9 protein-coding genes and 1 pseudogene are annotated in these 14495 nt (G+C 47.6%); 3 read left to right on the top strand and 7 right to left on the bottom strand.

Going from position 1 to position 14495, the window contains the following annotated elements; all coding sequences use genetic code 11:
- Positions 1 to 506 precede the first annotated feature (506 nt).
- Positions 507 to 698: a hypothetical protein gene (locus QUA04_RS01495; RefSeq protein ID WP_333253094.1), complete on the bottom strand. Its 192-nt coding sequence runs from the start codon at positions 696 to 698 to the stop codon at positions 507 to 509.
- 133 nt (positions 699 to 831) lie between these two features.
- Between QUA04_RS01495 and QUA04_RS01490 the strand changes: the two are divergent.
- Positions 832 to 1128 (top strand): annotated as a pseudogene (locus tag QUA04_RS01490) (TIGR03985 family CRISPR-associated protein); the annotation flags it as partial.
- 184 nt (positions 1129 to 1312) lie between these two features.
- On the opposite strand, the gene QUA04_RS01485 reads toward QUA04_RS01490, so the two are convergent.
- Positions 1313 to 2233: a cation diffusion facilitator family transporter gene (locus tag QUA04_RS01485; RefSeq protein WP_333253092.1), complete on the bottom strand. Its 921-nt coding sequence runs from the start codon at positions 2231 to 2233 to the stop codon at positions 1313 to 1315.
- Positions 2234 to 2474: 241 nt separating this feature from the next.
- On the opposite strand from QUA04_RS01485, the gene QUA04_RS01480 reads away from it, so the two are divergent.
- The gene (locus QUA04_RS01480; RefSeq protein WP_015174783.1) at positions 2475 to 2822 is read left to right on the top strand and encodes a hypothetical protein; all 348 of its coding nucleotides are present in this window, start codon (positions 2475 to 2477) and stop codon (positions 2820 to 2822) included.
- 117 nt (positions 2823 to 2939) lie between these two features.
- Here the strand turns inward: QUA04_RS01480 and QUA04_RS01475 are convergent, their stop codons facing one another.
- From QUA04_RS01475 to mtnA, 3 genes are read right to left on the bottom strand one after another with little or no spacing between them, the layout of a single operon-like run.
- Positions 2940 to 3797 (bottom strand): rhodanese-like domain-containing protein, encoded by an 858-nt coding sequence (locus QUA04_RS01475; protein ID WP_333253090.1) that lies wholly within the window; start codon positions 3795 to 3797, stop codon positions 2940 to 2942.
- A 3-nt stretch (positions 3798 to 3800) separates the two neighbouring features.
- Positions 3801 to 4277: a type IV pilin-like G/H family protein gene (locus tag QUA04_RS01470; RefSeq protein ID WP_333253087.1), complete on the bottom strand. Its 477-nt coding sequence runs from the start codon at positions 4275 to 4277 to the stop codon at positions 3801 to 3803.
- A gap of 49 nt (positions 4278 to 4326) precedes the next feature.
- Positions 4327 to 5388 carry an S-methyl-5-thioribose-1-phosphate isomerase gene (gene mtnA, locus QUA04_RS01465; RefSeq protein ID WP_333253085.1) on the bottom strand — a complete coding sequence of 354 codons (1062 nt, stop codon included), beginning with the start codon at positions 5386 to 5388 and terminating at the stop codon, positions 4327 to 4329.
- Between the two features lie 532 nt (positions 5389 to 5920).
- On the opposite strand from mtnA, the gene QUA04_RS01460 reads away from it, so the two are divergent.
- The gene (locus tag QUA04_RS01460) at positions 5921 to 11800 is read left to right on the top strand and encodes an SdrD B-like domain-containing protein (RefSeq protein WP_333253083.1); all 5880 of its coding nucleotides are present in this window, start codon (positions 5921 to 5923) and stop codon (positions 11798 to 11800) included.
- A 492-nt stretch (positions 11801 to 12292) separates the two neighbouring features.
- Here the strand turns inward: QUA04_RS01460 and QUA04_RS01455 are convergent, their stop codons facing one another.
- Together QUA04_RS01455 and QUA04_RS01450 are read right to left on the bottom strand one after the other, a co-directional pair.
- Positions 12293 to 12838 carry a hypothetical protein gene (locus QUA04_RS01455; protein WP_333253081.1) on the bottom strand — a complete coding sequence of 182 codons (546 nt, stop codon included), beginning with the start codon at positions 12836 to 12838 and terminating at the stop codon, positions 12293 to 12295.
- A gap of 258 nt (positions 12839 to 13096) precedes the next feature.
- Positions 13097 to 14458 (bottom strand): cytochrome 450, encoded by a 1362-nt coding sequence (locus QUA04_RS01450; RefSeq protein ID WP_333253074.1) that lies wholly within the window; start codon positions 14456 to 14458, stop codon positions 13097 to 13099.
- Positions 14459 to 14495 lie beyond the last annotated feature (37 nt).

The following is a 14495-nucleotide window of genomic DNA, read 5'->3' as shown; positions in this document are numbered from 1 at the left end:
TATTTTTAAACTACGACTCATAAACGCACCATACAAGCTATCTCTCTATTATATGCAACTTCACATAAAATTGGTATTACTGGGTTTGCTAGTGGTTGTTGATTTGCCCAATCAATAATCATATTATTTTGGTCGAAACTAGCTACTATTCCCGCCTCTGAAACAATTGCTTTATAGTCTTTCCACTCAGATTTTTCTCCGGGGTGGTGTGATTAACCGGGCTTTGCCACCATCTACACTTAGCTCAGTAATATCTAATGTTGCTACTGGTTTATTAAATTCTTGATAATGTACTAATATGAGTTGTGTTTTCGAGGGTACAGTAACTCCAGTTATGTATTTAATATCTTTTGATGCACTTTCATAAGCAACATTAGCACTCAGTCTTAAACAGCAGTTTTCTAAATGCGGACTTAATCTGCTTCCCGTACCACACCCTAGTAGCTCCGCTTGCTTCTCGGTGATACTTAAATCACCTAATGTACTTTTTAATTTCTTTACCCTTCCTACTTTTGTCCCGCTAGCTGAGTAGATAAAAAAATTCCTATCTGTGGTGTTACATGAGTTAACACTCTTTCTTTTCCTGCTAGCTCGATATCTTCTAATGTCTTTAACGATTCAGATTCACAATCCGCATACAGGATTGCAGAAATAGCTTCTACATGTGTTTGAATCGCCTGTTGCTGTTCTGGGGTCATGGTTCAGTCGCCATTAATAAGACACTATTATTCTCGCCTATTTTGCTCAACAATGGCTCAAAGCCACTATTTTACTCTTCTTGAGTATTTACACTTGTCGCAAAAGTGACACGCTCCCGATCACACTTTTGATCGTTCCTACCTGCAAGGAATCACCATCCACAATACTTTTACCGCCATAGACTGCGATCGCGTCGCCAGATTAATCACACAATACACCCCCAACCCAGAACACCGATCGGCTCTTTTAGAAACCCTCCACTGTCGCCCAACCACCGATGCCTACTATCAACTGTATTATCGAAATACAGACTACTACCCGTTGAGGTGGTTGCGAGCTTTAGGTTCAAAAGTAGAAATTTTGCTACCTTGGCATTTGCGGCAAGAAATGGCTCGAGAAATCCAAAATACTTGGAACTTCTACAAATAGGAAGAGAGAAATAAGCGACAGCCGATCGAATCTATTGTGGAAAACTTGCCTATTTCTGTGGAGAACTCGCATCTTCCTGTGGAAAAGCACAACTGAATGAGCTGCGAGTTTTTTCCACACCATTGATACGATTTAAAGATTTCGAGGAATTACGGTAAGTAAAAGTACCTTCTTGCTTGTTCCTTCATTTTTCAGAATCGTAGCTAATTTGGTCGGAATGGTAAGCCGGCGGCTCAACGTGAATTAAGATGCGTACAGGGCTGAAACGTTCTTCCAAACGGGCTTCTACTTCTTCTGTAATCCCGTGAGCTGTTTCTACATCGACAGCATCGACAATCATGTGCATATCAATAAATACTTGACGCCCTACAACGCCACGGGAGGCGATCGAGTGACAGTTGACAACCCCCGGTACATCGATCGCGATCGCATGAATAACTTCAGGTGCGATCGCCATTTCATCCACCAACCAAGGCAGATTTTCTGTTAAAACCTTCCAACCGCTTCTAAATACCAAAACAGCCACAGGAAAAGACAAAAACACATCCAGGGATTGTAATTGAGGTATATTCCAAACCTCTCCTTGCCAAACGCCAATCAACCCGCCGATGACCATAATTGTCACCCAAACATCGCTCATCGTGTGCTGAGCGTCAGCCACTAAAATCGCGCTACCGAGACGTTTGCCAACTCTGCGCTCGTAAAAAGTGACAAAAATATTAATCCCCAGTACGAGCAGTAATATCCACAATTCATTTGGCGATATTTTGACCACTTTACCGCCGTTAATCAGCCTTTCGACAGCACCGCTGAGAATTTCAAAACAGGCAATTCCCAGAAAAACAGCTATTCCCAGAGCTCCGAGAGCATCAAATTTTTGGTGTCCGTAGGGATGATCGCGATCGGGCTGCGGATTGGCATAATGATTAGTTACCAATCCTAAAATATTATTAGCGCTGTCCGTGACGCTGTGCAAAGCATCTGCCAGCAAACTGAGGGAACCAGTCAGCCATCCCACGGCTGCTTTAATTGCCATCACCAGCAAATTGAGCAATAAAGTAATTATTAAAACCTTGCGGACTTCGGAACGGTTATCGGCCACCATAAAATCTCCTCTATCTGCCGTCAAGTTTTCAGGTTTCTAGTTTAAAGCTTATCAAGTCATAACAGGTTAAAACTCTTGCGGAATCTAGCTTATGACTAGATTTATATTCATTAATTTAGCCGAGCTTCTTGAGATTAATTTTAATTAATAGCATTCTCGCAGTCCAAGTGAGCAGGAATGTACTTCTTTTGGGTTACTATATCTTTTATCATTAACAATTGTATGTTAAATTTCATTGCCCATGTCTCTTTCTCCGCTGACACTGAATTTAGTCGAAGGTTCTGTCTCCTTTAGCTTTTCCCCGCAAGCCGCGCGGGATTTGCAAAGCGAAATTGCAGCTTTGATGGAAAGCTTGAAAGCTGTAGCAGCCAAAACCGCTGGCGCTAAAGCTTCTCCCCAAAAACCGATGGAATATCGGTATGCAGGAGATGTATTTTTGGAAGTTTTCTGCAACCCGAATATCTGGCCAACTCCTTTTGCTGCAAAAGTGCTGATTACGGTTAGGGACGATCGCGTGCGCGTGACCACCGAAGCCGAACTCAGCCGCCTGCGCGACGATCTCGCTCAGTATATCGAACAAGTCGGTTGAGATTCTCAACCTCGATCGTTTGTAGTTAATAGGTTGAATCTGAATTCAGATACCATTCTCAAGAACAGGCTTTCCGGCCTGTTCGACAAACATTAAATTTTCTTGTGGGGTGGGCTTCTAGCCCGCCCCTGAAAGGATTACTGACAAAGGATAGCTATCTGCAGGCGACGCCGACCATTCCCACATTGAACCTGCATAATTCTTAGCATTAAATCCAACATTTGTCAAGACACAAGTCAACCATGCAGAACGAATTCCCCCAGTACAATAACTCACAATTTGATTTGACTGCGAAACTCCTTTTTGCTGCAAAATAGCAACTATTTCCCCGCGATCCAGCAGTTTTCCCTGTTTGTCCATCGACTGTTTGTAATAGAGGTGAACCGCACCGGGAATGTGGCCGCCCCGCTTTTCTCCGTAAGGCGTTTTACCTGCATATTCTCGCGCCTCTCTGGCGTCAATAATGACTAAATTCTCATCTCCTAAAATAGCTTTCAATTCATCCCGCTGAATTTCCCAATTCGAGCGGCGAGATATTACAAAATCTCCTGTTTTCGGTGGATTGTTTGCAGCTTTTACTCGATTAATTCCAGCTTTGATTAAAGCCCTATATCCTCCATCGACAAAAACTGCTTTTTCGTGTCCCAAAGTCCGCAACATCCAAACAATTCGCCCGTCTTCGCCCCACCCTTTCACCGAATCGGCAACGACTATGACAGGTTTGTCTTGATAAATGCCAATTGCTTGCAGTTTTTGAGTTAAAACTGTGTTATTTTCTAGAATTTTTCCCTTGTGGGGAAAGTCGGAAGGCGAAAATTCCTGCCAAGTTACGGGAATAGCTGGTGGGAGACGGCAAAACCACTTTAAAATGGGTGCGCGAGCATCTAGTAAAGTAGCTTCTTGTTCCAGCAATTGCTTAGCTAAAGCTGCATTTACTATCCAGTTATTTGCTAAATTACACAGTAAATTAGACATAATTTATTGAGCAAGTTTTGCTGTACCCGCAGCGCATTCTAAAACCCCTTTGGTATTAGTTGGATAAGGTGGTTTAGTCTTGCCAGTAGCAGCATTTATACACAAGATTGTTTGGCTCTTGTTTCCCACCAAAAAGACTCCTCCCACAAAACTTTTGAGATTAGCTTGCTTCGATACTCCGTAGTTAAATACAGCACCTTTTTTCACCATGGCGATTGAGTAGCTGTAATTGGCTGAGTTAGGTGTAACTTGGAGACCGAGATAAACCAATAGATTGGAAACAGAACTTGTAAAGCCTGCCTTTTCAGCATAGTAAACTTGCTGAGCTTTATTCATCGAACCCACAAATTTTTTCGCTTGTGATTCCTTAGCTTTAAGCGTTTGTGAAACTTGAGCTTCCGAGACAGGACTGAAAATAACTGGCAGAGTTAGAGCTGCGATTGCAACTTTGAGCTGCCAGTTGCGGCTGCTAGGCATCATGCTTAATTTCACAGATAACAGGTGGAATGAGCGGTTGAGCAACATACAATTAAACTAATTGTTTTGCCTGAAACTGTTTCAACGCCCAAGGAGCAACCGTGCCGTGTTCTGTGATTATTCCTGAGATCAACTCCGCCGGAGTTACGTCAAAAGCGGGGTTGTAAAATTCGACTCCCACAGGACAAATCCGCGTAGTTCCAACTTGATACATTTCAACAGGATCGCGTTCTTCAATGGGGATTTGGCTGCCGTCGGAAAGTTCAAAATCTATGGTAGATAGAGGCGCGGCGACAAAAAACGGGACGTTGTGAGCTTTGGCAACAATTGCTAAACTGTAAGTGCCAATTTTATTGGCAGCGTCGCCGTTAGCAGCGATTCTGTCTGCACCGACAACTACTGCGTGAATCATGCCGAGTTTCATGCAGTGGGCGGCCATATTGTCAGCTATTAATGTGACAGGAATTCCTTCTTGCACGCATTCCCAAGTGGTGAGTTTTGCACCTTGGAGACGGGGCCGAGTTTCGTCTGCAAAAACTCTTCCGAGTCTTCCTTCTCGCCAAGCAGAACGAAATACACCTAACGCAGTACCGTAGCCTGCTGTTGCCAACGCACCGGCATTGCAGTGAGTTAGTAAGTTCAATTTTTCGGGTGTAGCTGGCAGAACTTCTAAACCTTTGTCGCCGATATCTTTACAAGTTTGCAAGTCTTCTGATTGAATGGTTTTAGCCATTTCTAACAAAGTTTTTTGCACTTGTTCGACAGAACCGCTAGTTCTCTCGGCAGTTTTGAGCATTCGCGATATTGCCCAAAACAAATTAACCGCCGTGGGACGGGTGGAACGCAATAACTCGCCCACTTGTTCTAATTTAGCGAGAAACTCGGTACGATCGCCGGTTTCGATTTCTCGCGCCCCCAAATACATCCCGTAGGCTGCTGCTACCCCGATCGCCGGAGCACCTCGGACTATCATAGTTTTAATCGCCTCAGCCATATCTTCGCAGCGGCTAATTTCGACTACACCGTATTCTTTGGGCAGCCGGTTTTGGTCAATTAGCAGAACTCGGTCTTCTATCCAGGTGACGGGGGAAACGGGGGAGTTTTGAGCGGTCATCGATTTCAATGATGTGAGGGACAAGTTTCTATGATGCCATGAAGGCGACTATTCCTCTATGTTATGAGGGACACGCTGAATTTGCCAAAATCCCAGCCCTGCGGTTTTAGCTTCGAGACAGGAGATTTGAGATTGAATAATTGCTGCATACCTACCACTCTCTCGGTTTGGAACTTATACAGAGTTGGATTCTTTTTCACCAAAGTGTACTTAGTAAAAAACCGAACATTAAGTTGTGTAAATTATACTTGCGTTTTTTGAAAAATTTCCGTAATCGGGAACAAGCTAGCTGTACCTGGGGTCTGCTTTTTTTAAGTTGAGAATGAAAAAGTGCGATCGAGCAACTTTCCAGAGCCAACAGATTTACAAGAATCACAAAAATAGATAATCGTAAAGCTTTGTCTGTACAACTTGTACTGAGTTAAAGGCAGGTTTTGTGGTAGCCGTATTTGTGGTGGATTGAAGTAGCGACTATCATCGCACGGAAACAAGATTGTGAAAACCTACTTAGGTGCATGGGGGAACAGTAATTATGAAAAACCTACAAATAGTATTCGTAGATTCAGCAGTTGAAGATTGGCAGAGTCTGGCGGTCGGTGTGAAAGCGGGTACAGAGGTAATTTTAGTCGATCGATCCCGGGACGGCATCGAACAAATTGCCGAAGCACTGCAGAGCCGCAAAGGTATAGAAAGGGTTCACATTATTTCTCACGGGGAATCGGGAAGTTTGCAGCTAGGGCAAACTATCCTGAATTCCGACAATTTAGAAACATATAGCGACTCTTTGAAACAGTGGTTTTCCTCATCGGTCAACTCAATTAAAAATCGATTTGAAATTCTGCTTTATGGTTGCAATGTAGCTGCAGGTAAAAAAGGAGAAGCTTTTGTACAAAAGCTGAGCAAGTTAACAAAAGCTAATATTGCTGCTTCTTCAAATCTTACGGGGAGTGCCCAAAAAGGCGGAAACTGGGTACTTGAATACGCTACTGGAGCGATTAAAACAGGATTGGCGATCGAGCCGGAGGTAATGGCAGCCTATGGACACACATTGGCTACTTTTACTGTTACTAATACCGCTGACGCTGGGCCTGGTTCGCTCCGAGATGCAATTACTCAAGCCAATGCCCTTGCTGGGGCGGATATTATTAACTTCAACATTCCCGTTGCAGGCGTGCAGACGATCGCGCCATTGACTTCTTTACCAATAATTACCGAGGCCGTAACGATCGACGGCACCTCTCAGCCAGGATTCGCCGGCACCCCGCTGATCCAACTCGATGGAACCAATGCCGGGGGTACAACTAACGGCATACTCATCACCGGCAGTGGCAGCACCGTTCGGGGACTGGCAATCAATCGTTTTCAGGGTTCTGGAATCTTCATTTTAGGTAATACCGCCACAGGCAACTCTGTACTCGGCAACTACATCGGCACCGATTCCAACGGTACCGCAGACTTGGGCAACGGTGCTAGTGGTGTAGTAGTTGACAATGCAGCGGGCAACAGGATCGGCGGGACTGCTGCGGGCGATCGCAACATCATTTCTGGCAACAATGCTTTCGGCGTGTTAATCAATGCCGCAGGTGCCACAGGCAACACTGTGCTGGGCAACATCATCGGCACCAACGCTGCTGGTACTGCTGCGTTACCAAATGCCTTGACGGGCGTGCAAATATCGGGTGGTTCTAACAATATCGTTGGCGGAACGACAGTAGCCGATCGGAACTTGATTTCTGGCAATGGCAGCGCTGGCGTGTTTATCGATGGTGCCACAGCCACAGGCAACACTGTGCTAGGCAACTTCATCGGCACCGACATCAACGGTACTGCAGACTTAGGCAACGTCGGTTTTGGGGTGGCTATTCAGAATGCGCCCAACAACACGATCGGCGGAAATACCGCAGGTGCGCGCAACATCATTTCCGGCAATAATGCTTTCGGTGTAGTCATTCAAAACACCCCTGCTACCAGCAACGCTGCCACAGGCAACAGAGTCGTGGGCAACTTCATCGGCACCGATGTCAACGGCACCGCAGACTTGGGCAACACCTTGACTGGCGTGCTCATACAGGATGCTGCCAGCAACACGATCGGCGGGACTGCAGCGGGCGATCGCAACATCATTTCCGGCAATGACGGTTTCGGCGTGCAAATTCTCAACGCCAATGCCACTCTCAACTCGGTATTCGGCAACTACATCGGCACGAACGCCGCAGGCACTGCTGCCTTGCCAAACACTATTGGTGTAGTTGTAGACAATGCACCCAGCAATACGATCGGCGGTAGTGCCGTAGGCGCTGGCAATATTATTTCCGGCAATAGCAGTGCCAGCGCAGGTTTAGGCGTGCAGATTACAGGCGCCTCTGCAACAGGCAACACTTTGCGCGGCAACTTCATCGGCGTTGCAGCCAACGGTACTAGCCCCTTAGGCAATAGCTCGATCGGAGTACAGATTACCGCTGCCGCAAGTAATAATGCGATCGGCGGTACAGCAGCAGGTGAAGGAAATATCATCGCCAACAATGGCAATATCGGCGTAGGTGTTGACTCCGGTATCGGCAACCGCATCCAAAACAACTCGATCTTCGCCAACCTTGGCTTAGGCATCGACCTTGGCAACAACGGCATCACCGCCAACGATGCAGGCGACGCCGACATCGGTGCAAACAACCTCCAAAACACTCCCGTACTCACTACCGCTACCGCCAGCGCTGGCAGCGTCACCGTCGCGGGAACTTACAACAGCATTCCCAGTGCCAATTTCACCCTCCAATTTTTCGCCAACAATCCCCCGGGAACCCAAGGTCAAACCTTAATTGCTTCTATCCCGGTAACTACTGACGCCGCCGGCAACGCTGCTTTTAATCAAACTTTCCCAGCAGCCGTCACCGCAGGCCAATTAATCACCGCGACAGCAACCGACGCCGCCGGCAACACTTCGGAATTTTCCGCACAGCCTGTTCCCGTTGGGGTACCGCTGAGTACCATCACCGGCATCAAATTTAACGACATTGACGGCAACGGCACTCAAGCTGCCGGAGAACTTGGGGTTCCCGGAGTTACAGTTTTTCTCGACACCAACGGTGACGGCATCCTCAGTGCCGGCGAAACTTCCGCAACTACCGGGGCTGGCGGCACTTTCACTTTCGGCAACTTGCCTGCTGGCACTTACAGCGTCCGGGAGGTTGTACCGGCTGGAAGCCAAATAACTACTCCCAATCCGGTTGCAGTCACGCTGGCAGCAGGTCAAACTACTCCTGCTACAGTTAATTTCGGCAACCAAGCAATACCAGTACCGCTGAGTACAATTACTGGTATAAAATTTAACGACATTGACGGCAACGGCACTCAAGCTGCCGGAGAACTTGGCGTTCCCGGAGTTACTGTTTTCCTCGACACAAACGGTGACGGCATCCTCGGTGCCGGCGAAACTTCCGCAACTACCGATGCTAACGGCGGCTTCAATTTCCCCAACTTGCCCTCCGGCACTTACAACGTTCGGGAAGTTGTACCCGCCAACAGCCAGCCAACTACTCCCAATCCGGTTGCAGTCACGCTGGCAGCAGGCCAAACTACTCCTGCTACGGTGAATTTCGGCAATCGATCGATATCCGCTCTACTCGGCAGCATTACTGGCATAACATTTAAGGACGACGACGACAACGGCACTCAAGGTGCGGGAGAAACTGGCTTAGCCGGAGCGACTGTTTTCCTCGACACTAACAATGACGGCATTCTCGATGTCGGAGAAACTTCCGCAACTACGGGGGCTGACGGCAGCTTCAATTTCCCCAACTTGCCCGCAGGTACTTACAGCGTTCAGGAAGTCGGGCTGTTTCCCTACCTGCCGACTACTCCCAATCCGGTTTCAGTGACGCTGGCGACAGGCCAAACGACTCCCGCTGTGGTGAATTTCGGCAATCGCCCGTTTGATCTGTTTCCTCCATTTGGAACCATTACTGGTATCAAATTTAACGACATTGACGGCAACGGCACTCAAGCAGCCGGAGAACTTGGTGTACCCGGAGTCACTGTTTTCCTAGACACTAACAATGACGGCATTCTCGATGCCACAGAAACTTCGGCAACTACCGATGCTAACGGCGGCTTTACTTTCCCCAACTTAACCTCCGGTACTTACAACGTCCGGGAAGTCGTGCCGCCAAACAGCCAGCCAACTACTCCCAATCCAGTTTCAGTGACGCTGGCAGCAGGTCAAACTACTCCTGCTACAGTTAATTTCGGCAATAGCCTCCAGACGGGCACCATAACTGGGATTAAATTCAACGACACCAACGGTAACGGCACTCAAGATACTGGAGAAATTGGCATCCCTGGCGTCACGATTTTCCTTGACACTAACAACAACGGTAGTTCAGACACCGGAGAAACCCAAGTTACTACCGGTACCGATGGCAGCTACAGCTTCCCCAACCTGCAAACAGGCACTTACAACGTCGGGGAAGTGGTGCCGACAGGTTTTACACCAACCACCCCTAACCCCCGAACCGTTCCCTTAGATCCAGGTCAAACTTCCACTGCCAATTTCGGCAACCAACAAGTCCCGCCAACACCAACACCAACACCAACGCCGACTCCGACTCCGACTCCGCCTCAGCCTCCGACTCCCGTCCAACAAAGCAGCATCAGCGGTCTTAAATTCAACGACGGCAACGGCAACGGTACTCGGGATGCGGAGGAAAGTGGTCTTTCGGGATGGCAAATTTTCCTCGATGCGAACGGGAACAACTCTTTAGATTCGGGCGAAACTATTGTTAACACTGACAATTCTGGTAATTACAGTTTCAACAATCTCAATCCCGGCACCTACAATGTGCGGGAGGTGCAGCAGACTGGCTGGACGCAAACTACTGCTAATCCGGCGGCGGTTAATCTGGGCAGTGGCGAAAGTCGTAGTGGAATTAATTTCGGCAATTTCCAAAATATTAGCATCTCCGGCAGCAAGTTTAATGACCTCAATAACAATGGGGCTTTGGATGCTCAAGAACCGCTCTTGCCGAACTGGCAAATCTTCCTTGACTCTAACAGCAATAACTCTTTAGATGCTGGAGAAGTTAACACTTCTACTGATAGTTTGGGTGGCTACAGTTTCGCTAATTTAGGACCGGGAACTTATCGAGTTCGGGAAGTAAATCAACCTGGTTGGACGCAAACTACTGCCAATCCTGCTGATATTATTGCTGTCAGCGGCACTAATGTTAGCAATATTAACTTTGGCAATTTCTTCGCCCAAGTCCAACCAACACCAACACCAACACCACCACCGCAAGAAGGACAAGATGTTGACTGCATTTGTTCGCAAATTGTTTTACCCAGCATTAGCAGTATTCGCGGCCCAAGTTCTGCCACTAATACCCGCAACGGTACTAACGGCAACGACACTATTCTCGCCACTAATAACGGTGACGAAATAAATGGTTTTGACGGCGATGACTTGTTGGCAGGGTTACAGGGCAATGATAATATTTACGGAGGACTTAACAGTGCTTTCCCGGTTGGCCCAGATATAGACAGGGACTTGTTGTTTGGCAATGAGGGTAATGATTACCTCAATGGGGTTGCTGGAGATGATTTAATCTTTGCGGGCAAGAACGAAGATGTGGTTTACGGCGGCAAAGATGACGACATTATTTTCGGCGACCAAGAAAGCGATACTTTAATTGGCGACCAGGGTAACGATACTATCTACGGGGGAACTATTAACCCCCTCGACCCGGATTTGACTGGCAACGATTTGCTGTTTGGTTTGGCGGGCGATGACTTCCTCAGCGGGCAGAACAATCAAGATACGATCGCAGGTGGTGATGGTAATGATACAGTGCGTGCCGGCAAGGGCGATGACTTAGTTTTCGGCGAATTGGGCAGCAACCTGCTGTTTGGCGATGAAGGCAGTGATACTATCTGTGGCGGCGAGGGGGAAGATACAGTGTACGGGGATATTGGTAGCCCCCTTCCCATTGGTTCTACTGGCGGAAAAGACCAAATATGTGGCGGTTTGGGCAACGATTTGTTGTTTGGCAATGAAGGTCAGGATACTGTCAATGGGGAGGTCGGGAACGATACTCTTTACGGCGGTAAGGATGAGGATAGTTTGCTCGGCAGTGCTGGGGACGACTTCTTGTTTGGAGATCAAGGGAATGATACTCTGATTGGAGGCACCGGAAACGATCGATTTATGTTGGGTATTGACCTCGGCAGCGAGACTATTTTAGACTTTCAATACGGCCTCGATTCGATCGGCTTAATGGGTGGTCTGGATTTCTCCCAACTGAGCATTGTGGCCGAGAATAGTTCTACCCTCATCCGAGTTACTGGTTCCGGGCAACTTTTGGCAACTCTCAGCAATGTGCCTGCAAGCGTGATTACTGCCACAGATTTTTTTGTCCAGTAGTGCGATCGAGCTAATTAATTAGGTGAGAATATGGTAGGGACGATGGATTAAGAGACTGTTGGCCAATCAAAAAAGCGTGAAACCAAACATCTTACAGCAGATTCCACGTTATTTGTGAAGTACACCCCTGATCCCTGAATCCCCCTAGGGAAAAGGCATTGCCTTTTCCCTACTACTTTATGAACCTGGAATAAGCTGTATAATCATGGCAAATAAACTCTGATGAGCCAGAAGTAATATCGTTTTCGGTTGCACAGCGCCGTGTCCTACCTGTGGGTAATATTAATTCTGATGCTACCGCAGTTGATAGGACTCGGGATCGAAAAACTGAACGGTTGAGTGTTAATTGTTGACTCGATTTTATGATTCCGATGCAACCGAAAACGATATCAGATAAAACTTAGCATCGTAGAGGTCGTCGGTTCAAACCTCGCCACTTCGATCGACAAAACCCGCCTAACGAAGCGGGTTTTGTAGTTTCCCTAAATATTTTCACTCTTTGGCAATGATTAAACAATCACTCTCAACTTTAGACAGCATATCTGGAAAAGCTGATGTGTAGTTGCCATCTTTGTCTACAACCCTGCGGAGTATATATCCGCTCTCAGCAGGTCTGCCGAAAAACGAGTTTGTGCGATGCCAGATATCTCCATTCGGAGTGTTCGGATCTCGATCAATCAAAAAATCTACAAGCCACTGCGGCACAGACCATCCAAACACTATCGGCGTGATGTGTCCGTGCTGCAAAGTTGTATCCGAAAATCGGAACAAGTAAGTGAGCCGAGAAAATTTGACCAAATAAAGTAACATCCGTCCCGCCATTGATGAATGAAATGTCCAGATCACAGGATCAAAAACGCGCAGCAATAACGTCCGTTCCTCAACATTCCAGTCTGAACTGTACATCGTCAAACAATGGTCTGGTAAAACATTCCCGTCCATAAAAAAGATACCTTGCAGGACTTCAGGTAATTCCGCTGGATGTTCTACTTTCATCCAATTCGCGATGTCTTTTAGTTGCTTTTGTTCGATTAACATGGTATTATTTATCCTCAAAATAGTTGTGTTTGGATTTCCTATTAGATACCCCCTTGATTTCTTAGTCGATCGATAGATAGTTTGTGTGGCGTGCGGTTTCAACTCACATCTTGCACCATTCTCAATAAGGCTTTTATGTGCGGGCATGATGCCCACCCCACAAGCAATTAATTCTTTGTGGAACAGGCATCTTGCCTGTTCTTGAGAATAATATAATATCTCAGTTTCAACCGCTGTCCGATCGAGCTTTTGGATTAATTACCCCCGCAAGTTAGGCTCAGAGGCTCGTCGCACTTTGCCTACCGTACTCACGACATCCACCAGCATCTTGAGTGCGATGTCTTTAGCTGGGCAAATCCGTCCCGCGCTCCGATCGCCCACCGAATGAAAACCCATATGAAAAGGGCACAGATTCTCGCGCTTAGGGTTGAATTCGTATACCGTAGAGCCCCAGAAACTCCCGTCTAGCAGCCCCAGGCTGAGCGGTATTAGTACCTTGGTTCCTGCGGGGAAGGTGCGCTCTTTGCCCGCTACCGTTGCGGTGAATGGCTCTGTGGCGACTCGGTGGGTGGCGCTGACGGGGGCCCAGAGGCGGGCGCATTCCAGGAGGAAGAGCTCGATAGACTGGCGATCGTCCAAATCGAGCTGATCCCAAAAATCAGTCGGGTTAATTTGGGCCGTCTGCTGTCCTTTATAGGCGGGGAGAGGGCGATATCCCATGGCCGTGTAGCCTAGGTGCAGGGGGCCTTGCATTCCCGCTATCCCCATAATCGATGTCATCAGCTTTGCCAATTCCCGTTTAGTCATGCCGTTGTTTTCCGAGCTCTCCTGGAAGTCGGCTAAAGCTGGGGAATTTTCATAGATAGTCGCTGCACGCTCTATTAGAGTGGACAAATCCCCGTGTCCAAAGAGGTTCAGGCTTTGCAGCAGGTTGCCGATGACGGCGAAGTAATGCAGCGGGCTTTGGCGGGTGTAATGCAATTCGGTGAGAAGTTCGATCGACTCTGAATCGTCTGGATTAATCCCAAAGATGACGTAGTGCAGATATCGGACTAAAAATTCCATCCAACCCCGCTTGACATCGGTAAAAAACGCTCCCCCCGCACCGTGCGACATCTCGGCGTAATCTGCAGCTAGCCGATCAAGCAACCGTCTGCTGATTTCGTCTCCTTGGCGATCCGTTGTGGCACTGTTGAAGAGATACTTCTGCATACAGCTTCGGAATGCCGCGTGGTTGCTGCTACCATCAGGTTCGTGATCGGACAAAGACAGCAGGAAAAGGTTCCTGCCGCCGACATCTTGGTTGGGCGCGCGCTCGGGATCGAGTACAGAAGTACCAAGCCGCCATCCGCGCGCCTGGGGCGATGTGAGTGCTTTTTCTAGGGTGTCAAACTCTCCCATCACGACTTGCCCCGCGCAGCAAAAGTTGGCTCCGAAAGCCAGCCGTTTTATCGGCAAATACGTGGGTTCGTTGGCAATCAAACCTTCAATCAGGGCGATCGGCGGTAGCATCGTTTTGCTGAGACTTTCTTCCGGGTTTTGCAAAGCCCAAGCCTGAAACTCATTCAGTGCCGGGTTCATCAGCGATGAGAAAATAGTATCTAAATTTAGGTTCATCATAATTTCTCCGAGAATCCCTCACCATAACCCGCTTTGC

The sequence above is a fragment of the Microcoleus sp. S13_C5 genome (genome assembly GCF_036700845.1).
Lineage (GTDB): Bacteria > Cyanobacteriota > Cyanobacteriia > Cyanobacteriales > Microcoleaceae > Microcoleus.
This window is presented reverse-complemented; position numbering and strand designations above follow the sequence as displayed.

Excerpts from the sequence above, each read along its gene's own strand:
- QUA04_RS01495 (WP_333253094.1), bottom strand. The coding sequence starts at position 698 with ATGACCCCAGAACAGCAACAGGCGATTCAAACACATGTAGAAGCTATT.
- QUA04_RS01485 (WP_333253092.1), bottom strand. The coding sequence starts at position 2,233 with ATGGTGGCCGATAACCGTTCCGAAGTCCGCAAGGTTTTAATAATTACT.
- QUA04_RS01480 (WP_015174783.1), top strand. The coding sequence starts at position 2,475 with ATGTCTCTTTCTCCGCTGACACTGAATTTAGTCGAAGGTTCTGTCTCC.
- QUA04_RS01475 (WP_333253090.1), bottom strand. The coding sequence starts at position 3,797 with ATGTCTAATTTACTGTGTAATTTAGCAAATAACTGGATAGTAAATGCA.
- QUA04_RS01470 (WP_333253087.1), bottom strand. The coding sequence starts at position 4,277 with ATGATGCCTAGCAGCCGCAACTGGCAGCTCAAAGTTGCAATCGCAGCT.
- mtnA (WP_333253085.1), bottom strand. The coding sequence starts at position 5,388 with ATGACCGCTCAAAACTCCCCCGTTTCCCCCGTCACCTGGATAGAAGAC.
- QUA04_RS01460 (WP_333253083.1), top strand. The coding sequence starts at position 5,921 with ATGAAAAACCTACAAATAGTATTCGTAGATTCAGCAGTTGAAGATTGG.
- QUA04_RS01455 (WP_333253081.1), bottom strand. The coding sequence starts at position 12,838 with ATGTTAATCGAACAAAAGCAACTAAAAGACATCGCGAATTGGATGAAA.
- QUA04_RS01450 (WP_333253074.1), bottom strand. The coding sequence starts at position 14,458 with ATGATGAACCTAAATTTAGATACTATTTTCTCATCGCTGATGAACCCG.